This window comes from Citrobacter sp. RHBSTW-00986, from assembly GCF_013783065.1.
In the GTDB taxonomy this organism is placed as follows: domain Bacteria; phylum Pseudomonadota; class Gammaproteobacteria; order Enterobacterales; family Enterobacteriaceae; genus Citrobacter; species Citrobacter braakii.
In genome coordinates this window covers 734,412-753,851 of the sequence record NZ_CP056200.1, presented here as the reverse complement: position 1 = coordinate 753,851, position 19,440 = coordinate 734,412, and the positions used below count along the sequence as shown (strand labels likewise).

The window sequence follows — 19,440 nt, the reverse complement described above, 5'->3', positions numbered from 1 at the left end:
GATAATAGCACACTTCACTCGGCAACCAGCCACTTCTGCCAGCTGTCACGCACCAGCGTACGTTCAGCGTCGAAGTGCTCCGGTGCCACATGGCCCGGAAGTTCCTGCAATGCAAGATGATGAAGTTCATCGCGCAGCGTCGTATAAGCACGGGTAAGCGCCAGCGCTTCCTGCTCATCCATAATGTCGTTTTGCGCCAGTAACTCCAGAATGCGCACGTTATCCGACCAGCGCGTCAGCTTCGGTTTTTCATGCGCATAGCGCAGCACCAGGTATTGCGTAATAAACTCAATGTCGGTGATGCCGCCTTCATCCGCTTTGATATCAAAACGATCGCGATGCTTATTGCCCAAATGGGCACGCATTTTCTCACGCATTTCGCGCACATCGGTCTGCAAGGTTTTCGCGTCGCGGACGAGGGTCATGATATCGCGACGAATCGCATCAAACTGAGAGGTCAACCGTGGGTCGCCGTACACCACTCGAGCGCGCACCAGCGCTTGATGCTCCCACGTCCAGGCTTCGTTGCGCTGGTAATCAGCGAAAGCCTCGGTTGATGTCACCAGCATTCCCGCAGCGCCGGACGGACGCAGCCGCGCATCCACTTCATATAAAATACCGGATGAGGTGCGGGTGCTGAAAAGGTGCATAATGCGCTGCGACAGACGCAAATAGAACTGTCGCCCGTCAATCTCACGCTCACCATCCGTCATCACGTCCATAGGACAGTCATGCAGGAAGATCAAATCAAGATCCGAACTGTAGCCCAGCTCCCAGCCGCCCAGTTTGCCATACCCGACGACGGCAAAACCGCGCCCCTCGCGCCCGTCAAGATGAGTGGGTTGCCCGTAGCGAGCGACCATCTGCATCCACGCCTGCTGGACTACCGCATCAATAATAGCTTCCGCCAGCCAGGTTAAGTGGTCGCTCACCTTCATCACCGGCAGCGTACCAGCGATATCTGCCGCGGCAATGCGCAACAGCTGCGTTTGCTTAAACTGACGCAGCGCTTCCAACTGCTGCTCTTCGTCATCTTCCGGCACGCGCAGCAAATACTGGCGCAGTTCATCACGGTAGGCATCCGTCGCGGTGGGTTGATACAGGGTGTTCGGATCCAGCAGTTCATCGAGCAACAGCGGATACCGCGCCAGCTGGCTGGCGATCATCGGCGAGGCGGCACATAACGAAATCAGATGCTTAAGCGCTCCGGGGAATTCGCTCAGCAGCTCCAGATAGGTCGTACGGGTCACTATGCCTACCAGCAGCGGTGTGATGCGCGACAGCGGGACTGAGGCGTCGTCACGCGAACAGACATCGCTCAGCAGATGCGGCATTAAGTGATCCAGCACCTGGCGTCCGCGTGGGCCAATGGTGCGTTTATCCAGCTCTTTGCGAAAATCGGCAATCAGAGACAGCACGCGCCGGCGATCGTCATCCGCCAGATGCGTCAGCACCGGCGTGGTGTCATCTTCCTGTAATGCGTCCTGCCACAGTTCACGCCACTGTTCTGAGAGCGACTCTTCCTGGGTTTCTGCTTCGTCATCGCCAATCAACTCGTTAAACACCCGGCGCACGTTGTCCATATGACTGGCCAGCACATCGGTTAGCTGCTGCCAGTCATCGACGTTCATCCCCCACGCCAGCCGCGCGCGATTCAGTTCATCGCCTGGCAACGTCTGGGTCTGCTCATCATTGATACTTTGCAGCAAGTTCTCCAGACGACGTAAATAGAGATAGGCGGCGCGCAGTTGTTCCGCGTCGGTGTCTGACAGCAGGTGCAACGCATTGATGGCGCTGAGCGTGGGTAACAGCGAGCGGGATTGCAATGACGGCTCGCGCCCACCGCGAATAAGCTGGAATACCTGCACGATAAATTCGATTTCACGAATACCGCCCGCGCCCAACTTAATGTTGTCTTTCAGACCACGGCGGCGCACTTCGCGGGCAATCATTCCTTTCATGTTACGCAGAGACTGGATCACGCTGAAATCAATATAGCGGCGGAAAACAAAAGGCCGCAGCATAGCGCGAAGCTCACTGACGTAAGTACCGTCGGAATCGCCCATAATGCGGGCCTTGACCATCGCATAGCGTTCCCAGTCGCGCCCTTGTTCCTGGTAATAATCTTCCAGCGCGGAGAAGCTCAGCACCAGCGGGCCGCTGTCGCCAAACGGGCGTAAACGCATATCCACCCGATAGACAAATCCATCCATTGTGGGCTGATCCAGCACTTTGATGAGCCGCTGGCCCATACGGGTAAAGAACTGCGCGTTATCCAGCTCGCGACGTCCACCCTGCGTACTGCCGTGCTCCGGCCAGGCAAAAATTAGATCGATATCAGAGGAAAAATTCAGTTCGCCGCCGCCCAGTTTCCCCATGCCTAAAATCAGCAGCGGTTGCGCAACACCTTGTGGATTACAGGGCGTACCCCATTCACGACAGCAGGCGGCGTATAACCAGTCACGCGCGGCGACGATCAACGTTTCAGCCAAATGGCTTAGCTGCTGCAAGATACTCTCTTCCGTCACCAGCGACAGCGTCTGCGCCCAGGCGATACGCACCATGATGCGACGGCGAAACAGGCGCAGCTCACGCATCAGCGTGTTTTCATCGCTAACGTCGACCAATGCTTGCTGTAACCAATCAGCATAGTGTTGCCATTCATCCGCCCCGGGTGGCGTGCTTTCCAGTTCGACCAGCCATTCGGGATGGGCAATAATGCTGTCGCGAAAAAAATCACTGAATGTAAGCACTGACTTCGCCTGAATGCTAAGCGAGGACTCAGATATTGCTGCTGGCAGCCGCTCAACAACGGTCGGCCAGTAATGCTGTAACGGTGAAGAGAGCTGCTTCATTTATGGATTATCCTTTGAATAGTACCGGGCAGCGGCATGTTGCCTTATCCAGCCTACATGACGCATCCGCCCATCGCGTAGGCCTGATAAGCGCAGCGCCATCAGGCATCCCGGCCTCACCCTGATTATCGTTTTCCGCTGTGCAGCCAGAACGGTTCCAAAGCAATCGCCTCGTTGCGGAAGTGTTCAATTTCAATGTATTGGTTGGCCGCAATGGCGTGACGTAAACCCTGCCAGGTGGCGATCCATTCCGATGCGACCTTTTCGTCGTAGTATCCCGCCAGCATCAGCATGCTATCAATGTTGCGCGTCAGGCGCGGAAGCTGATCGGCGTACTGCTCGCCCAGCGGCTGAGCAAAAGCTGTTTTCAGCTCAGCGGCATGGCGCGAGAGATGGGTATCTGAGAAACGCTTAAAGGAGTCGGCTATTTTACCCTGCGCCTTCGCATCAAGGAACGGCTGCCACCCTTTGGTCACCAGCCATTCGGTCAGCGCCAGCTTGGCCATCGCCGTTTGCGTGCTGTAAACCGCGGAAACGGCAGAAACGTCAGACGCAATGATCGCTTCCGACTGGGTCAGCAAATCACGTAAGTGAGCACTCGCTTTTCGTGGCACATTACCGCCAAACAGCATCAGAATGTGACGCACCAGGCCCATCGCCTCCAGCACCTCGGCTTTCGCCCCTTTGACGCCACGCACCCACAGCTCTTCATGGTACTGCCACTGTGATAATGCCAGCTCCAGCGCCGCTTCCAGCCCTTGCTCAATACTCGCTTTTGCCGGAACCTTCAAAATGCGCGTCGGTTTGAGTTCACGCGGTGCATTCCCCTGAGCCAGATGATAGCCGCGCGCCGCTTTACTCAGGCTGCCCTGGCGTAAACCGGTTTGCGATACCAGCTGGTTTGCCAGCTTCAATACCGCACGGGTATCGCCGCTTAACAGCTCCAGTTCAAGCTCACAGATAGGTTCAGCCAACTCGCCCGCTTTCACTTCCCCGAGATCGAGGGCCATTTCAATGCGGCTACCGTCGATATCAAGGTGCCATTTCTCACGGTAAAAATCGGTGCTGAAGAGCGGCTGTACATGAGAGGCAAGTTCAGCGGGCAGTTCGCCATCAGGCCAGACTTCCGTTGGGAACAGGGAGAGATCCAACTCTGGCGCGTTCAGCGCAACGTTAAACTCCGGCCGCTGATGCAGGCCGCCCGTCACTCGTCCGGCAATTTTCATGGTCATTTCGTAACGACCGTTTTCACCGCGAATACGCAGCCCCATATCGTGACCACGCAGCCACGCATCCGGCGTTTCGTAGTAGATATTCAGCAACTGGCTGGGCGCATGATGCTCTCCCCCCAGCGTATTCAGACGTTCACGTAGCGCATCTACAGCGTCACTATTGACGATAAATTTTAATTCGATTTCCTGGGCCATGGTCTTGTACTTATGGGTTATGTCACAGTTGAGAAAACTGACTGCGAACTAAGCTCGTTCTTTATGGTCAGTAGATAGTATTTTGCGCCAAATTGCCATGCAACGAGCAATTTGACGGGCGTAAAAGTTTTGGGTGGTGGCAAAAAGGACACAGATGATTCCGATTGATGTCGAATGCTTTGCGTAGAGACACTGATGCCACTACTATCGTTCCACTTTCTATGACAATAACGACAGCCTGATGCCAAAATTACGCCTGATTGGATTAACTTTACTCGCACTTAGCGCCACTGCAGTCTCTCATGCCGAAGAAAAGCGCTATGTTTCTGACGAACTGAACACCTGGGTCCGCAGCGGTCCGGGAGATAATTATCGCCTCGTGGGTACGGTTAACGCCGGCGAGGAAGTCACGCTATTACAGACCGATGCCAACACCAACTACGCCCAGGTGAAAGACAGTACCGGACGTACCGCCTGGATCCCACTGAAAGAGCTGAACAGTACGCCGAGCCTGCGTACCCGCGTTCCCGATCTGGAAAACCAGGTCAAGACCTTGACCGATAAGCTCAATAATATCGACACCACGTGGAATCAGCGCACCGCCGATATGCAGCAAAAAGTGTCGCAAAGCGACAGCGTAATCGACGGGCTGAAACAAGAAAACCAGAAGCTGAGGAACGAGCTTATCGTGGCGCAAAAGAAGGTCAGCGCAGCCAACCTTCAGCTTGATGACAAACAGCGCACCATCATCATGCAGTGGTTTATGTACGGCGGCGGCGTGCTGGGTCTGGGTTTGTTGCTCGGCCTGGTTCTGCCACACATGATCCCCAGCCGTAAACGCAAAGATCGCTGGATGAACTGAATCGCCTTCTCCGCCACACTGACATATGATTAAGGGATCATAATTTCAAAAGGAAAGTGGTGTGAAGATTTATCTGGTCGGTGGTGCTGTTCGGGATGCGTTATTAGGGCTACCGATTAAAGATAAAGATTGGGTTGTTGTCGGCGCCACGCCGCAAGAGATGCTCGACGCGGGCTACCAGCAGGTAGGCCGCGATTTTCCCGTGTTTCTGCATCCGCAAACCCGGGAAGAGTATGCGCTGGCGCGTACCGAACGCAAATCAGGCTCGGGGTATACCGGATTCACCTGCTACGCCGCGCCGGATGTGACGCTGGAGGCCGATCTTCAGCGTCGCGATCTGACCATCAACGCAATGGCCCGCGATGACGACGGCGAGATTATCGATCCGTATAACGGACGCGACGATCTGGAAAACCGTCTGCTACGCCATGTGTCCCCCGCCTTTAGCGAAGACCCATTGCGCGTGCTGCGCGTGGCGCGCTTTGCTGCCCGCTATGCGCACCTCGGTTTTCGTATCGCTGAAGAAACCATGACGCTGATGCGCGATATGAACGCCGCAGGGGAACTGGAACACCTGACGCCAGAGCGGGTGTGGAAAGAAACGGAAGGTGCTTTAACCACCCGTAACCCACAGGTATTTTTTCAGGTCCTGCGCGACTGCGGCGCACTGCACGTCCTGTTTCCGGAAGTAGATGCCCTGTTTGGCGTTCCCGCGCCCGCGCAATGGCACCCGGAAATTGATACCGGTATTCACACGCTGATGACGCTGTCGATGGCGGCCATGTTAAGTCCGGAGGTCGACGTGCGTTTTGCCACGCTGTGCCACGATCTTGGCAAGGCATTGACGCCAAAAGCGCTGTGGCCACGCCACCACGGTCACGGTCCGGCTGGCGTGAAGCTGGTCGAGCAACTGTGCCAACGCCTGCGCGTGCCGAATGACATCCGTGATTTAGCCAAACTGGTAGCCGAGTTCCACGACCTCATTCATACCTTCCCGATCCTGCAGCCGAAAACCATCGTTAAGCTGTTTGATTCCATCGATGCCTGGCGCAAACCGCAGCGCGTGGAGCAAATCGCCCTGACCAGCGAGGCCGACGTGCGTGGGCGAACCGGTTTTGAGGCGGCGGATTATCCGCAAGGCAGGCTGTTGCGTGAAGCCTGGCTGGTTGCGCAGGCGGTACCAACGAAAGACGTCGTTGAGGCTGGATTCAAAGGTCAGGCTATTCGCGAGGAACTGACCCGGCGTCGGATCGCGGCGGTGGCCGACTGGAAAGAACAACGTTGCCCGAAAGCGTAGACAGTGCATTGCCGGATAAGCGTTAACGCCGCTATCCGGCAAGCTAGTAAAATCAGAAGAACACGACGTAAACGGCAGCCGCCACAATAAAGCGGTAAATCGCAAACGGAATAAACGAGATGCGCTTAATCAGCTGTAGGAAGGTTTTGATCGCCACCAACGCCACGATAAACGCCGTCACGAAACCAACTGCAAACATCGGAATATCTGATGCGCTGAGGAACGTCCAGCTTTTGTAGAGATCCAGCGCCGTTGCGCCCATCATCATCGGCACGGCCAGCAGGAAGGAGAATTCGGAGGCCGCGTAACGGCTTACTCCCATCAGCATACCGCCAGAAATCGTCGCCCCTGAACGAGAAAAACCCGGCCACAGCGCCAGACACTGGAAACAGCCAATCATAAACGCCTGGCGATAAGTCATATCATCCAGACCCGGCGCACGCGGCTCTTTCGGCTTCAGGCATTCTGCGGCAATCAACAGCACGCCCCCTACCACCAGCGCATACATGACGTTGATCGGGTTAAACAGAGATTTGATGATGTCGTGGAAAATCAGTCCCAGTACGACGGCAGGAACCATCCCCAACAGAATATGGCCCAGCGTCAGCCGACCTTTGCCAGTGCCTTCATGTGGGACCTTACCGAAGTGAATGCCAATCAGGCCAAACAGGCGTCGCCAGAACATCACCACGACAGCCAGGATAGAGCCCAACTGGATAACCACCTCAAATGTTTTTGCGGTGTCACCCTCAAAACCCAGTAAGTGGCCAACAATAATCATATGGCCGGTACTGGAAACGGGTAAAAACTCCGTCAATCCTTCGACCACACCCAAAATTGCCGCCACCAGCAGCGAGTGCATATCACTCATTAATGAACCTCTAGATAGATAAACCACGGCGAAAACGAGCCGACATAAAGACCCTTTTATACCCGTTTGGTTTAGATATTATTATTTTAATTATTTTCTTTCAGATTATTGCCACGCTCAATGATAACCCCGACGTTCGCCGCACGGGCTACCGCGCCAGGTTTACTGAGTTTGATCCGCACCCATGGAGAATTAAAACGGCTAAGCAGCAGATCCGCCACTTCTTCCGCCACGCGTTCGACCAGCGCAAAGCGCCCGCCTTCCACATGATTAACAACCGTTTGAGCAATATCAGCATAGCTCAGGCAATCAGCCACATCATCGGTTTTAGCCGATTTACGGTTATCCCACGCCATTTCGATATCGAACACCAACTGTTGTTCGATCGTTTGTTCCCAGTCGTAAACACCAATAGTGGTGATTACAGAAAGTTGCTCTATAAATACAATATCCATCACGACCTGCCTGCTTTTTGGCTAACCCGGATACCACTTCCGGCGAAATATGCGTATTATCCACAGAAGTAGCGTTTTACACGACATTTTCAAAACGGAACAGCTTATGAGTGCAATCGCGCCTGGAATGATTATCTTCGCGTACCTCTGTGGCTCAATTTCCAGTGCTATTCTGGTATGCCGCCTTGCTGGATTACCGGACCCGCGTGACAGCGGATCTGGGAATCCGGGCGCGACAAACGTATTGCGCATCGGTGGCAAAGGAGCCGCCGTCGCGGTGCTGATTTTCGACGTCCTGAAAGGTATGTTACCCGTCTGGGGTGCCTATGCGCTAGGCATTAGCCCCTTCTGGCTGGGATTGATCGCGATCGCCGCCTGTCTGGGTCACATTTGGCCGGTCTTCTTCGGCTTTAAAGGTGGGAAAGGCGTTGCCACCGCCTTTGGCGCAATTGCGCCGATTGGTTGGGATTTAACCGGCGTGATGGCCGGAACCTGGCTGCTGACCGTCTTATTAAGCGGCTATTCATCATTAGGCGCTATCGTCAGCGCGCTGATCGCCCCCTTTTACGTCTGGTGGTTCAATCCCCAGTTCACTTTCCCGGTGTCCATGCTGTCGTGCTTAATTCTGTTACGCCACCATGACAACATTCAGCGTCTGTGGCGTCGTCAGGAGCCAAAGATCTGGACCAAGCTGAAGAAAAAACGCGAAAGAGACCCAGAGTGATTTTAATGTCGGATAGCGACGCCACAGCGTCTTATCCGGCGTGGGGAATGTGATACCCCTCTACCGGTTTGCCTAATCGGTGCTGGCACCACGTCGCCAGAAACTCCACGCACACCCGAAGCTTCACGCTGCGGTACAGCGGCTCCTGATAAACCGCCCAGATATTGGCGCTTTGCGCATAGTCCGGCAGCACGCGCACCAGTTCACCGCTTGCCAGAAACGGCTGCAGGTCCCATTCGGAACGCAGCATAATCCCTTTTCCCTGTAGCGCCCACTGCAACACAATCTCGCCGCTGTTAGAGGAGAGATGTCCCGCCACCTTGACCGACTTTTTCTCCTGGCCGTTATCCAGCTCCCACACCCCGTGCGTCATATCGCGTTCTTTAGTGACCAGGCAATCATGACGACTTAATTCCTGCAGCGTTGTCGGCTCACCGTATTTTTGTAAATACGTCGGCGCTGCACATAATATTCTTCTATTTTTCGTTAACAAATGCGCAATATAATAATCCGGAATCTCGTCATTAATACGAATATCCAAATCGATATTATCCTGCGCCAAATCAATTTGCCGATCATAAAGTTCAAAATGCACCTGTAATTCAGGATAGCTATGCATCAGTTCGGTAATAGCCGGTGCAATATAACTGCGCCCAAAGCCAAAGCTACAGCCGATACGAATCATCCCTGCCGGGCGCGTTTTGAGTTGCGTGACGTCATCGACCAGATGCTGATAGCCCGCAAGAATAGCCTGCGCATGTTCATAACAACGTTGACCACTCTCCGTGAGTGTCACGCCGCGCGCGGAGCGGCTTAGCAGCGTCGTCCCCAGCGTGGACTCAAGGATCTGAATGCGTTTCGTCACAAACGCGGGCGTTTGTCCGAGCGCCGCGGCGGCGGCACTGAAGCTGCCGCTATGAACAATTTCAACCAGGACCTGCAGGTCTTTCGCGAGGGGATACGTGTTCAGCATGATCGGTATATCCGTAAAGTTGTTAACCGCAGTGTAATTCCCTCATGCGTATTAAACCCTGCCTTTGCGCAATTTTTATTGCTTATCTGAACATCATTCACGATCTGTTAATTGGATATTCACAGTGGCAAATAATATAAAACCACATTTTTAGTGATAGTTTGTGGCGGAGAATTTATTTCCAGATAAATAAAAGAACTGGAGTTAGCAAGATGAGCAATCAAAATAACCAAAATGCGATAACTACGCTGACAAACATTGTCGCCGATTTTACCGCCATGATTTCTACCCGCATGCCTGACGACGTCGTAGATAAATTAAAACAGCTGCGTGAAGGCGAAACTTCGCCGATGGGTAAAATCATCTACCACACCATGTTTGACAACATGCAGAAAGCTATCGACCTGAACCGTCCGGCCTGTCAGGACACCGGCGAGATTATGTTCTTTGTGAAGGTCGGCTCCCGTTTTCCGCTGCTGGGCGAACTGCAAAGCATCCTGAAACAGGCCGTTGAAGACGCCACGGTAAAAGCGCCGCTGCGCCATAACGCGGTCGAGATTTTTGACGAAGTGAATACCGGCAAAAATACCGGTACCGGTGTGCCGTGGGTCACCTGGGACATCATCCCTGATAACGACGACGCGGAAATCGAAGTCTACATGGCAGGCGGCGGTTGTACGCTGCCGGGACGTTCAAAAGTGTTAATGCCTTCTGAAGGCTACGAGGGCGTGGTGAAATTTGTCTTCGAAAATATCTCCACGTTGGCAGTCAACGCTTGCCCGCCGGTGCTGGTGGGCGTAGGTATTGCCACCTCCGTGGAAACCGCCGCCGTCCTTTCTCGTAAAGCGGTGCTACGTCCTATCGGATCACGTCATCCGAATCCAAAAGCGGCCGAACTGGAACTGCGTCTTGAAGAAGGGCTGAACCGTCTGGGCATTGGCCCGCAAGGGTTGACCGGGAATAGCTCGGTGATGGGCGTGCATATCGAATCCGCCGCACGCCATCCGTCGACTATCGGCGTTGCCGTTTCTACCGGCTGCTGGGCACACCGTCGCGGCACGCTGTTGGTTCATGCTGACCTCTCCTTCGAAAACCTGTCTCACACCCGGAGCGCGTTATGAAAAAGATCCTCACAACCCCGATCAAAGCCGAAGATCTGGCCGACATTCGCGTTGGCGATGTCATCTACCTGACCGGTACGCTGGTGACCTGTCGTGACGTGTGTCACCGCCGCCTGATCGAACTGAAGCGCCCGATTCCTTATGACCTGAACGGCAAAGCCATTTTCCACGCGGGGCCCATCGTACGTAAGAACGGTGAAAAATGGGAGATGGTCTCCGTTGGCCCAACCACCAGCATGCGTATGGAAGCGTTTGAGAAAGACTTTATCGAGCAGACGGGCGTCAAACTGGTGGTCGGCAAGGGCGGCATGGGACCGCTAACGGAAGCAGGCTGCAAACAGTTTAAAGCGCTGCACGTAATCTTCCCGGCAGGTTGTGCGGTCGTGGCGGCAACCCAGGTTGAAGAGATCGAAGAGGTACACTGGACCGAACTTGGCATGCCGGAGTCCCTGTGGGTATGTCGGGTTAAAGAGTTCGGCCCGCTGATCGTTTCCATCGACACCCACGGCAATAACCTGATCGCCGAAAACAAAAAGCTGTTCGCTGAACGTCGCGATCCTATCGTCGATGAAATCTGCGAGCACGTGCACTACATCAAATAACCCTCCCGGAGAGGCGCTGCGCCTCTCCCTTTTCGTAGGGATACAACAATGGCACCTTTAGCTGGTTGGTGGCGATACCTGGCTCCGCTGGTGGTCATCGCCATTATTGCTGTACTGCCCGTCCCCAACGGTCTTGAGAACCACACCTGGCTCTATTTTGCCGTCTTTACCGGTGTGATTGTGGGCCTTATTCTGGAACCTGTACCGGGCGCGGTGGTAGCGATGATTGGCATTTCGATCATCGCCGTCCTTTCACCGTGGCTGCTGTTCAGCCCGGAGCAACTCGCGCAGGACGGTTTTAAATTTACCGCCAAATCGCTGTCATGGGCGGTATCAGGTTTTTCAAACTCGGTAATCTGGCTTATCTTCGCGGCCTTTATGTTTGGTACCGGCTATGAGAAAACCGGGCTCGGTCGACGTATCGCGCTGATGCTGGTGAAAAAGATGGGGCACCGGACGCTGTTTCTCGGCTATGCGGTGATGTTCTCTGAACTTATCCTCGCTCCCGTCACGCCGTCCAACTCCGCGCGCGGGGCCGGAATAATCTACCCGATTATCCGCAACCTGCCGCCGCTGTATAACTCGCAGCCCAATAGCGCCAGTTCTCGCTCCATTGGCTCGTACATTATGTGGATGGGCATTGTCGCCGACTGCGTCACCAGCGCCATTTTCTTAACGGCGATGGCGCCGAACCTGCTGTTAATCGGCCTGATGAAAGGCGCGTCCCACACGGCGCTGAGCTGGGGCGACTGGTTCTTAGGCATGCTGCCGCTGAGTATTTTACTGGTGCTGATTGTGCCCTGGCTGGCGTACGTGTTGTATCCACCGGTACTGAAATCCGGCGATCAGGTTCCGCGCTGGGCGGATACAGAGCTAAAAGCAATGGGACCGCTCTGCGCACGCGAGAAAAAGATGTTGGTGCTGATGGTCGGCGCACTGGTGCTGTGGATTTTCGGCGGCGATTACATTGACGCCGCGATGGTCGGATACAGCGTAGTGGCGTTGATGCTGGTACTGCGCATCATTAGCTGGGATGACATCGTCAGTAATAAAGCCGCGTGGAACGTCTTTTTCTGGCTGGCCTCGCTGATAACGCTGGCGACCGGGCTCAATAACACCGGTTTTATTACCTGGTTCGGCAAGCTGCTGGCAAACGGGTTGAGCGGCTATTCGCCGATGATGGTGATGGTGGCGCTCATTGTGGTGTTCTATTTGCTGCGCTACTTCTTTGCCAGCGCCACGGCGTATACCTCCGCCCTGGCACCGATGATGATTGCCGCCGCACTGGCAATGCCGGAAATCCCACTCCCGGTCTTCTGCCTGATGGTCGGCGCAGCCATTGGTCTCGGCAGCATTCTGACTCCGTATGCCACCGGTCCTAGCCCTATCTACTACGGCAGCGGCTATTTGCCGACGGTGGATTACTGGCGACTCGGTGCTATTTTTGGCCTGATTTTCCTTGTGCTGCTGGTGATTACCGGTCTGGTCTGGATGCCCCTCGTTTTACTGTAAAACCCCATTGGGGCGGCATATTGTCGCCCCTTCATCCATAAGCTTCTCATATGATCGATTTCCCGATGCGCTGAGGCATACTTTTTTGTATGCAAACACCCTCATGCTGATAAGGGAAACGCTCTGGACACGGTTGCGCACGAGACACTCACACGGGGCTGGCAGGCCGAACTGGATCTGCATTTCACCCGCACTGGGCACAACACGGTGCTCGCCTCGGCGCGTCATCAGGGTCCATTGACGGTTCAGCGCCCGTTTTACCCGGAAGAGGACGTCTGCCACCTCTATTTGCTTCATCCACCCGCGGGGATCGTCGGCGGGGATGAACTACACATTGCCGTAACTCTCAACGAAAACAGCCATGCGTTAATCACCCAGCCCGGCGCGGGAAAGTTTTATCGCAGCGGTGGGCCGCAGGCGTTGCTGCGCCAACATTTCACGCTCGCCCCGCACGCCACGCTGGAGTGGCTCCCCCAGGATACGATCCTCTTTCTCGGTGCCAACGCCACTATCCAGTCCGTCTTTCACATCGCGTCGGAGAGTCGACTGCTGGCCTGGGATCTGCTGTGCCTCGGGCGACCGGTTATGCAGGAGTCCTTCAGCCACGGCACGCTGCAAAACCGTCTGGAAGTGTGGCGAAATGGGCAGCCGCTGCTGATAGAGCGCTTGCAGTTACAGAAGGGGGAGCTGAGCGGCGTCGCGCACCATCCCTGGGTCGGCACGTTGCTGTGTTATCCGGCCACTGAAAACATGCTGGAAGGCACGCGCGAGCGGCTGACGCCGCTTGGCGATTACGCCGGGGCAACGCTTAACGACTCACTGCTGACGATCCGCTTTCTTGCCAACGACAACCTGATTGTTCAGCGCGTTATGCGTGACATCTGGCAATTTCTGCGCCCGCTTTTGACACACAAACCGCCCGTACTACCGCGAATCTGGCAAACCTAAGAGACCCCGTATGGAACTGACCCCCAGAGAAAAAGACAAGCTGTTGCTGTTTACCGCCGCGCTGGTGGCAGAACGTCGCCTGGCCCGCGGGCTGAAGCTGAACTATCCGGAATCGGTGGCGCTAATTAGCGCTTTCATCATGGAAGGGGCACGCGATGGTCAAACCGTGGCCTCGCTGATGGAAGACGGGCGTCACGTCCTGCGCCGCGATCAGGTGATGGAAGGCGTTCCGGAGATGATCCCAGATATTCAGGTTGAAGCGACGTTTCCGGACGGATCAAAGCTGGTCACCGTCCACAACCCGATCGTTTAAGGAGCGGCAATGATCCCAGGTGAATATCAGATAGCCAAAGGCAATATCGCGCTCAATCAGGGGCGGGAAACCTGTACGATCGTGGTGGAAAATCATGGCGACAGACCCATCCAGGTGGGATCGCACTATCACTTTTCCGAGGTGAACCCGGCGCTGCGCTTTGACAGGCGGGCTGCACGCGGCTTTCGTCTAAACATTCCTGCGGGCACGGCGGTACGTTTTGAGCCGGGACAAAAACGCGAAGTCGAACTGGTGCGCGTCGCTGGCGCACAAAGGATCGTGGGTTTTCGCAGCGAAGTGATGGGCGCGCTGGAGGCAAATGATGAGTGAAATTTCACGGCAGGCGTACGCCGACATGTTTGGCCCAACCACCGGCGATAAGGTACGTCTGGCGGATACCGACCTGTGGATTGAGGTGGAAAAAGACTTCACCACCTACGGCGAAGAGGTCAAATTCGGCGGCGGGAAAGTGATCCGCGACGGCATGGGTCAGGGACAAATGCGCGCGCAAGCGTGTGTGGATCTGGTGATAACCAACGCCCTGATCGTCGATCACTGGGGGATCGTGAAAGCGGATATCGGCATCAAGGACGCCAGGATCTTCGCCATCGGCAAAGCGGGTAATCCTGATATTCAGCCCGACGTCACGATCCCGATAGGTGTGGGAACTGAAGTCATCGCCGGGGAAGGCAAGATCGTCACCGCGGGCGGTGTGGATACGCATATTCACTGGATCTGCCCACAGCAGGCACAGGAGGCGCTGGTTTCCGGCGTAACGACGATGATCGGCGGCGGCACCGGCCCGGCAGCAGGAACTAACGCCACCACCTGCACGCCGGGTCCGTGGTACATCGCGCGCATGCTGCAGGCGGCAGACGCCTTGCCGGTTAACATCGGTTTGCTCGGCAAAGGCAACGGCTCAAACCCTGACGCCCTGCGCGAGCAAATCACCGCGGGCGCCATTGGCCTGAAAATCCATGAAGATTGGGGCGCTACGCCAGCCGCCATCAACTGTTCCCTGGAAGTAGCAGAGGAGATGGATATCCAGGTGGCGCTGCACAGCGATACGCTCAATGAGTCCGGTTTCGTTGAAGATACGCTGGCGGCGATTGGCGATCGCACCATTCATACTTTCCACACCGAAGGCGCGGGCGGCGGCCATGCGCCAGATATCATCACCGCCTGCGCGCATCCGAATATTCTGCCCTCCTCCACTAACCCGACGCTGCCCTATACCGTCAACACCATCGACGAGCATCTCGACATGCTGATGGTTTGCCACCACCTCGATCCGGATATCGCCGAAGACGTGGCTTTTGCCGAATCACGCATTCGCCGGGAAACGATCGCTGCCGAAGATGTGCTGCATGACATTGGCGCGTTTTCCCTGACCTCGTCCGATTCACAGGCGATGGGGCGCGTGGGCGAAGTGATCCTGCGCACCTGGCAGGTGGCGCACCGCATGAAGGTTCAGCGTGGTCCGCTGGCAGAAGAAACAGGAGACAACGACAACCAGCGCGTTAAACGCTACGTCGCCAAATACACCATCAACCCGGCGCTAACCCACGGCATCGCCCACGAAGTTGGCTCCGTTGAGCCTGGCAAACTGGCCGATCTGGTGCTGTGGTCCCCAGCCTTTTTTGGCGTAAAACCAGCGACGATCGTAAAGGGCGGGATGATCGCCTGTGCGCCGATGGGCGATATCAACGCCTCGATCCCCACCCCGCAGCCGGTGCATTACCGCATGATGTTCGGCGCACTTGGCGCGGCGCGGCATCGTACTCGGCTGACCTTTATTTCGCAGGCCGCTAACGCGCAAAACATCCCGCAGCAGCTCAATTTGCAAAGCGCCATCGCCGTCGTCAAAGGCTGTCGGACGGTGAAAAAGGCCGACATGATCCACAACGGCCTGCAACCCAATATCACCGTCGATGCTCAGACTTATGAGGTGCGCATTGATGGCGAACTTATCACCAGCGAACCGGCAGACGTTTTGCCGATGGCGCAACGCTATTTCCTGTTTTGAGGAGTGACGATGATCTACCTGACCCAACGCCTTGACCACGCCCACCGCGTCACCACAAGCGTCACGCTACCCATTGATATTCGAGTAAAAAGCCGTGCCAGAGTGACGTTGAACGACGGTCGCGAAGCCGGGCTAATGCTTCCGCGCGGTTTGCTGTTACGCAGTGGTGATCTGCTGACCACCGAAGATGGTAGCGAGGTTATCGAAGTGATCGCCGCGCCGGAGTCGGTTTCCGTGGTGCGCTGCGCCGATCCTTTCCTGCTCGCCAAAGCCTGTTATCACCTCGGCAATCGCCACGTTCCGCTGCAAATTCTGCCGGATGAGTTGCGCTACCATCACGATCATGTGCTGGACGCCATGTTGCGCCAGTTCAGCCTGGAGGTGACGTTCGCTCAACTACCGTTTGAACCGGAAGCAGGCGCTTATGCCAGTGAATCACACGGGCATCATCACGCCCATGCGCACTGATGCATAACATCCAACAGCTGCGTCTGATGCAGCTCGCCAGCAGCGCTCTCCCGGTGGGGTCGTTTACCTGGTCCCAGGGTCTGGAGTGGGCGGTTGAAATCGGCTGGGTGAAAAGCGCCGATGACTTCTCTGACTGGCAAATCCAGCAGATGGAGCAGAACTTCTTTACCGTCGACCTACCGCTACTGGCGAGACTGTATCGCGCCTGCGAGCAGGACGATCTGGCTGCAGCACGCCGCTGGAGCGCTTACCTGTTGGCCTGTCGGGAAACCCGCGAACTACGGGATGAAGAACGCAGTCGGGGCGCGGCGTTTACGCGGCTGGTCACCGACTGGGAAGCGGATTGCTCGCGGGAGTGGCGCGCGCTCTTTGTCGACAGCCAACTCTGCGGTATGGCCTGGCTGGGCGTGCGCTGGAAAATCCCCCTGACGGAGCTGGCGTTAAGCCTCGGCTACGGCTGGATTGAGAGCGCAGTGATGGCTGGCGTCAAACTGGTTCCATTTGGGCAGCAGGCGGCCCAGCGTTTGATCATTGCGCTCTGCAATCGGTATGCGCAAGGTCTGGCACAGGCGCTGGCGTGTCCTGACGCCAGCCTCGGCTCCGCAACGCCGTTGGCGGCCATCGCATCTGCCCGGCATGAAACCCAATATTCCCGATTATTCCGCTCCTGAGGAGAAAAAATGAGTAACAACAAGCATCCCCTGCGCGTGGGCGTTGGCGGCCCGGTTGGCTCCGGCAAAACGGCGCTGCTGGAAGCGTTATGCAAAGCCATGCGCAGCAGCTATCAACTGGCGGTGGTAACCAACGATATCTATACCAAAGAAGATCAGCGCATTCTCACCGAGGCTGGCGCACTGGAGCCAGACAGGATCGTCGGCGTGGAAACCGGCGGTTGCCCGCACACCGCTATCCGTGAAGATGCGTCGATGAATCTGGCCGCCGTAGAGGCGCTGAGCGAGAAATTCGGCAATCTGGATCTGATTTTTGTGGAAAGCGGCGGCGATAACCTGAGCGCCACCTTCAGCCCGGAATTAGCGGATCTGACGATCTATGTGATCGACGTTGCCGAAGGTGAGAAGATCCCGCGTAAAGGTGGCCCGGGGATCACCAAATCTGATTTTCTGGTGATCAATAAAACCGATCTGGCCCCTTACGTGGGCGCCTCGCTGGAGGTGATGGAGCGCGATACCCTACGCATGCGCGGCGAGCGTCCGTGGACGTTTAGTAATTTAAAATCCGGAGAGGGTCTGGAAAAAATTATCGCGTTTCTGGAAGAGAAAGGGATGCTGCGGGAGTAGAGTATTGCCCGGTGGCGCTACGCTTACCGGGCCTACAATATTATGTGCTTATGCCGCCGGTAATTCCGCCAGCGGCCAGCGAGGACGCACGGTCACGCCAAGATCCGCCGTTGCACCCGCTTTAAAACGCACCATGCCCGCGTAGGCGATCATCGCCCCGTTATCGGTGCAAAATTCCGGACGCGCGTAAAACACTTCGCCACGACGCTTTTGCATCATCTCGGCCAGTTTTGCGCGCAGCGTACGGTTAGCGCTCACGCCCCCCGCCATCACCAGACGTTTAAAACCGGTTTGATCCAGCGCGCGTTTACACTTGATCATCAGCGTATCAACCACAGCATCTTCAAACGCACGAGCGATATCTGCACGCGTCTGATCGTCATTTTCGTTATTACGAATGGTATTCGCGGCGAAGGTTTTCAGGCCGGAGAAACTGAAATCCAGACCCGGACGGTCGGTCATCGGGCGCGGGAAGACAAAGCGTTTTTCAACGCCTTGCGATGCAAGCTTTGACAGCATTGGGCCGCCAGGATAATCCAGCCCCAGCAGCTTGGCCGTTTTATCGAACGCTTCACCAGCGGCATCATCTATCGATTCACCCAGCAATTCATACTGCCCAATACCGGTGACGCTAATCAGCTGCGTGTGACCGCCGGAAACCAGCAGCGCAACGAATGGGAAAGCAGGGGGATTATCTTCCAGCATCGGCGCCAGCAGATGCCCTTCCATATGGTGCACAGGAATTGCCGGTACGCCCCAGGCGAACGCCAGCGAACGTCCTACGGTTGCGCCGACCAGCAGCGCGCCAACCAGACCAGGACCTGCGGTATACGCCACCGCATCAATCTCTTTTGCCGTCAGTCCCGCTTCTTTCAGCGCGGCCTGGATCAGCGGTACGGTTTTACGTACGTGATCGCGCGAGGCCAGTTCTGGCACTACGCCGCCGTAGTCAGCGTGTAATTTCACCTGACTATACAATTGGTTGGCTAAAAGACCTTTTTCATCGTCGTAAATGGCGATGCCGGTTTCATCGCAGGATGTTTCAATACCCAGTACACGCATGACTTGTTTTACCTCGCTCTATTACCGCGCAGTGTAGGACCAATGCGGGTTGATGTAAAACTTTGTTCGCCCCAGGAGTTCCGCTCGTGTATACTCCTTATCCTTATAAAAGTCCCTTTCAAAATCGCGTCGGTGCTTTACAAAGCAGCAGCAATTGCAGTAAAATTCCGCACCATTTTGAAATAAGCTGGCGTTGATGCCAGCGGCAAACCGAATTTATAAAGGTGAGAGTTACATGCCGGTAATTAAAGTACGTGAAAACGAGCCGTTCGACGTAGCACTGCGTCGCTTCAAGCGTTCATGCGAAAAAGCAGGTGTTCTGGCGGAAGTTCGTCGTCGTGAGTTCTATGAAAAACCGACTACTGAACGTAAGCGCGCTAAAGCTTCTGCTGTGAAACGTCACGCGAAGAAACTGGCTCGCGAAAACGCACGCCGTACTCGTCTGTACTAATCCATTGAGAGCCAAGGCTCTCAATTCAGACAGAGTTGTAGTTGTAAGGCCGTGCTTCCGGAAGGAATGCGCGGCTTGTTTTCGTTTATACGCGTCATCATTCAAGCTGCCTCTGCGTTGGCTGCAGTCGTTCCCTCCAGTCACGTACTGATGTACGCTCCTGAGGATTCGCTCC

At 55.6% G+C, this 19,440-nt stretch carries 20 protein-coding genes; 14 read left to right on the top strand and 6 right to left on the bottom strand.

Translation table 11 applies throughout. The features are described from left to right. Nucleotides 1-14: 14 nt before the first annotated feature. Nucleotides 15-2,855, bottom strand: coding sequence for a bifunctional [glutamate--ammonia ligase]-adenylyl-L-tyrosine phosphorylase/[glutamate--ammonia-ligase] adenylyltransferase (gene glnE / locus HV345_RS03790; RefSeq protein ID WP_181636265.1), 2,841 nt, complete (start codon nt 2,853-2,855; stop codon nt 15-17). Between the two features lie 125 nt (nt 2,856-2,980). Beyond that, nucleotides 2,981-4,282 (bottom strand): inorganic triphosphatase, encoded by a 1,302-nt coding sequence (locus HV345_RS03785; RefSeq protein ID WP_181636264.1) that lies wholly within the window; start codon nt 4,280-4,282, stop codon nt 2,981-2,983. 241 nt (nt 4,283-4,523) lie between these two features. Here HV345_RS03785 and HV345_RS03780 point away from each other — a divergent pair, with 241 nt between their 5' ends. Further along, on the top strand, nt 4,524-5,144 hold the full coding sequence (locus HV345_RS03780) for a TIGR04211 family SH3 domain-containing protein (RefSeq protein ID WP_016154533.1): 621 nt from the start codon (nt 4,524-4,526) through the stop codon (nt 5,142-5,144). Between the two features lie 61 nt (nt 5,145-5,205). Next, nucleotides 5,206-6,441, top strand: a complete 1,236-nt coding sequence (locus tag HV345_RS03775; protein ID WP_109017378.1) for a multifunctional CCA addition/repair protein — start codon at nt 5,206-5,208, stop codon at nt 6,439-6,441. 52 nt (nt 6,442-6,493) lie between these two features. Here HV345_RS03775 and bacA read toward each other — a convergent pair whose 3' ends face one another. Further along, nucleotides 6,494-7,312: an undecaprenyl-diphosphate phosphatase gene (gene bacA, locus HV345_RS03770; protein WP_016154535.1), complete on the bottom strand. Its 819-nt coding sequence runs from the start codon at nt 7,310-7,312 to the stop codon at nt 6,494-6,496. A gap of 86 nt (nt 7,313-7,398) precedes the next feature. Next, nucleotides 7,399-7,767: a bifunctional dihydroneopterin aldolase/7,8-dihydroneopterin epimerase gene (folB, locus tag HV345_RS03765; protein WP_181636263.1), complete on the bottom strand. Its 369-nt coding sequence runs from the start codon at nt 7,765-7,767 to the stop codon at nt 7,399-7,401. A gap of 106 nt (nt 7,768-7,873) precedes the next feature. Between folB and plsY the strand changes: the two genes are divergently transcribed. Further along, nucleotides 7,874-8,491 carry a glycerol-3-phosphate 1-O-acyltransferase PlsY gene (gene plsY, locus HV345_RS03760; protein ID WP_016154536.1) on the top strand — a complete coding sequence of 206 codons (618 nt, stop codon included), beginning with the start codon at nt 7,874-7,876 and terminating at the stop codon, nt 8,489-8,491. Nucleotides 8,492-8,522: 31 nt separating this feature from the next. On the opposite strand, the gene HV345_RS03755 is transcribed toward plsY, so the two are convergent. Next, nucleotides 8,523-9,464 carry a LysR family transcriptional regulator gene (locus HV345_RS03755; protein ID WP_016154537.1) on the bottom strand — a complete coding sequence of 314 codons (942 nt, stop codon included), beginning with the start codon at nt 9,462-9,464 and terminating at the stop codon, nt 8,523-8,525. 212 nt (nt 9,465-9,676) lie between these two features. Here HV345_RS03755 and ttdA point away from each other — a divergent pair, with 212 nt between their 5' ends. From ttdA to ureG, 10 genes are all read left to right on the top strand, one after another. Further along, the gene (gene ttdA, locus HV345_RS03750) at nt 9,677-10,585 is read left to right on the top strand and encodes a L(+)-tartrate dehydratase subunit alpha (protein ID WP_016154538.1); all 909 of its coding nucleotides are present in this window, start codon (nt 9,677-9,679) and stop codon (nt 10,583-10,585) included. After that, the gene (gene ttdB, locus HV345_RS03745) at nt 10,582-11,187 is read left to right on the top strand and encodes a L(+)-tartrate dehydratase subunit beta (protein WP_016154539.1); all 606 of its coding nucleotides are present in this window, start codon (nt 10,582-10,584) and stop codon (nt 11,185-11,187) included. Before ttdA ends, ttdB begins: the two co-directional genes overlap by 4 nt. Nucleotides 11,188-11,235: 48 nt before the next feature. Further along, nucleotides 11,236-12,699: an anion permease gene (locus tag HV345_RS03740; protein ID WP_046276256.1), complete on the top strand. Its 1,464-nt coding sequence runs from the start codon at nt 11,236-11,238 to the stop codon at nt 12,697-12,699. 123 nt (nt 12,700-12,822) lie between these two features. Beyond that, on the top strand, nt 12,823-13,647 hold the full coding sequence (locus HV345_RS03735) for an urease accessory protein UreD (RefSeq protein ID WP_220132120.1): 825 nt from the start codon (nt 12,823-12,825) through the stop codon (nt 13,645-13,647). 10 nt (nt 13,648-13,657) lie between these two features. Beyond that, nucleotides 13,658-13,960, top strand: coding sequence for an urease subunit gamma (locus HV345_RS03730; RefSeq protein ID WP_016154542.1), 303 nt, complete (start codon nt 13,658-13,660; stop codon nt 13,958-13,960). A gap of 9 nt (nt 13,961-13,969) precedes the next feature. Continuing rightward, nucleotides 13,970-14,290, top strand: a complete 321-nt coding sequence (locus tag HV345_RS03725; RefSeq protein ID WP_016154543.1) for an urease subunit beta — start codon at nt 13,970-13,972, stop codon at nt 14,288-14,290. Beyond that, nucleotides 14,283-15,986, top strand: coding sequence for an urease subunit alpha (ureC, locus tag HV345_RS03720; protein WP_019077710.1), 1,704 nt, complete (start codon nt 14,283-14,285; stop codon nt 15,984-15,986). Before HV345_RS03725 ends, ureC begins: the two co-directional genes overlap by 8 nt. 9 nt (nt 15,987-15,995) lie before the next feature. After that, nucleotides 15,996-16,454 (top strand): urease accessory protein UreE, encoded by a 459-nt coding sequence (gene ureE, locus HV345_RS03715; protein WP_181636261.1) that lies wholly within the window; start codon nt 15,996-15,998, stop codon nt 16,452-16,454. After that, entirely contained in the window at nt 16,454-17,125 is a 672-nt protein-coding gene (locus HV345_RS03710) for an urease accessory protein UreF (protein ID WP_137351805.1), read from the top strand. Before ureE ends, HV345_RS03710 begins: the two co-directional genes overlap by 1 nt. 9 nt (nt 17,126-17,134) lie before the next feature. Next, on the top strand, nt 17,135-17,752 hold the full coding sequence (gene ureG / locus HV345_RS03705; protein WP_016157503.1) for an urease accessory protein UreG: 618 nt from the start codon (nt 17,135-17,137) through the stop codon (nt 17,750-17,752). Between the two features lie 48 nt (nt 17,753-17,800). Here the strand turns inward: ureG and tsaD are convergent, their stop codons facing one another. Beyond that, nucleotides 17,801-18,814, bottom strand: a complete 1,014-nt coding sequence (gene tsaD, locus HV345_RS03700; protein ID WP_003024694.1) for a tRNA (adenosine(37)-N6)-threonylcarbamoyltransferase complex transferase subunit TsaD — start codon at nt 18,812-18,814, stop codon at nt 17,801-17,803. A 235-nt stretch (nt 18,815-19,049) separates the two neighbouring features. Here tsaD and rpsU point away from each other — a divergent pair, with 235 nt between their 5' ends. Further along, the gene (rpsU, locus tag HV345_RS03695; protein ID WP_001144069.1) at nt 19,050-19,265 is read left to right on the top strand and encodes a 30S ribosomal protein S21; all 216 of its coding nucleotides are present in this window, start codon (nt 19,050-19,052) and stop codon (nt 19,263-19,265) included. The last annotated feature ends 175 nt before the right edge of the window (nt 19,266-19,440 follow it).

What these genes read in the sequence shown, in the direction of transcription:
- ureG (WP_016157503.1), top strand. Translation starts at nt 17,135, where the DNA reads ATGAGTAACAACAAGCATCCCCTGCGCGTGGGCGTTGGCGGCCCGGTT.
- glnE (WP_181636265.1), bottom strand. Translation starts at nt 2,855, where the DNA reads ATGAAGCAGCTCTCTTCACCGTTACAGCATTACTGGCCGACCGTTGTT.
- rpsU (WP_001144069.1), top strand. Translation starts at nt 19,050, where the DNA reads ATGCCGGTAATTAAAGTACGTGAAAACGAGCCGTTCGACGTAGCACTG.
- bacA (WP_016154535.1), bottom strand. Translation starts at nt 7,312, where the DNA reads ATGAGTGATATGCACTCGCTGCTGGTGGCGGCAATTTTGGGTGTGGTC.
- HV345_RS03725 (WP_016154543.1), top strand. Translation starts at nt 13,970, where the DNA reads ATGATCCCAGGTGAATATCAGATAGCCAAAGGCAATATCGCGCTCAAT.
- ttdB (WP_016154539.1), top strand. Translation starts at nt 10,582, where the DNA reads ATGAAAAAGATCCTCACAACCCCGATCAAAGCCGAAGATCTGGCCGAC.
- folB (WP_181636263.1), bottom strand. Translation starts at nt 7,767, where the DNA reads ATGGATATTGTATTTATAGAGCAACTTTCTGTAATCACCACTATTGGT.
- tsaD (WP_003024694.1), bottom strand. Translation starts at nt 18,814, where the DNA reads ATGCGTGTACTGGGTATTGAAACATCCTGCGATGAAACCGGCATCGCC.
- HV345_RS03710 (WP_137351805.1), top strand. Translation starts at nt 16,454, where the DNA reads ATGCATAACATCCAACAGCTGCGTCTGATGCAGCTCGCCAGCAGCGCT.
- ureC (WP_019077710.1), top strand. Translation starts at nt 14,283, where the DNA reads ATGAGTGAAATTTCACGGCAGGCGTACGCCGACATGTTTGGCCCAACC.
- HV345_RS03755 (WP_016154537.1), bottom strand. Translation starts at nt 9,464, where the DNA reads ATGCTGAACACGTATCCCCTCGCGAAAGACCTGCAGGTCCTGGTTGAA.
- ttdA (WP_016154538.1), top strand. Translation starts at nt 9,677, where the DNA reads ATGAGCAATCAAAATAACCAAAATGCGATAACTACGCTGACAAACATT.
- HV345_RS03730 (WP_016154542.1), top strand. Translation starts at nt 13,658, where the DNA reads ATGGAACTGACCCCCAGAGAAAAAGACAAGCTGTTGCTGTTTACCGCC.
- plsY (WP_016154536.1), top strand. Translation starts at nt 7,874, where the DNA reads ATGAGTGCAATCGCGCCTGGAATGATTATCTTCGCGTACCTCTGTGGC.
- HV345_RS03785 (WP_181636264.1), bottom strand. Translation starts at nt 4,282, where the DNA reads ATGGCCCAGGAAATCGAATTAAAATTTATCGTCAATAGTGACGCTGTA.
- HV345_RS03740 (WP_046276256.1), top strand. Translation starts at nt 11,236, where the DNA reads ATGGCACCTTTAGCTGGTTGGTGGCGATACCTGGCTCCGCTGGTGGTC.
- ureE (WP_181636261.1), top strand. Translation starts at nt 15,996, where the DNA reads ATGATCTACCTGACCCAACGCCTTGACCACGCCCACCGCGTCACCACA.
- HV345_RS03780 (WP_016154533.1), top strand. Translation starts at nt 4,524, where the DNA reads ATGCCAAAATTACGCCTGATTGGATTAACTTTACTCGCACTTAGCGCC.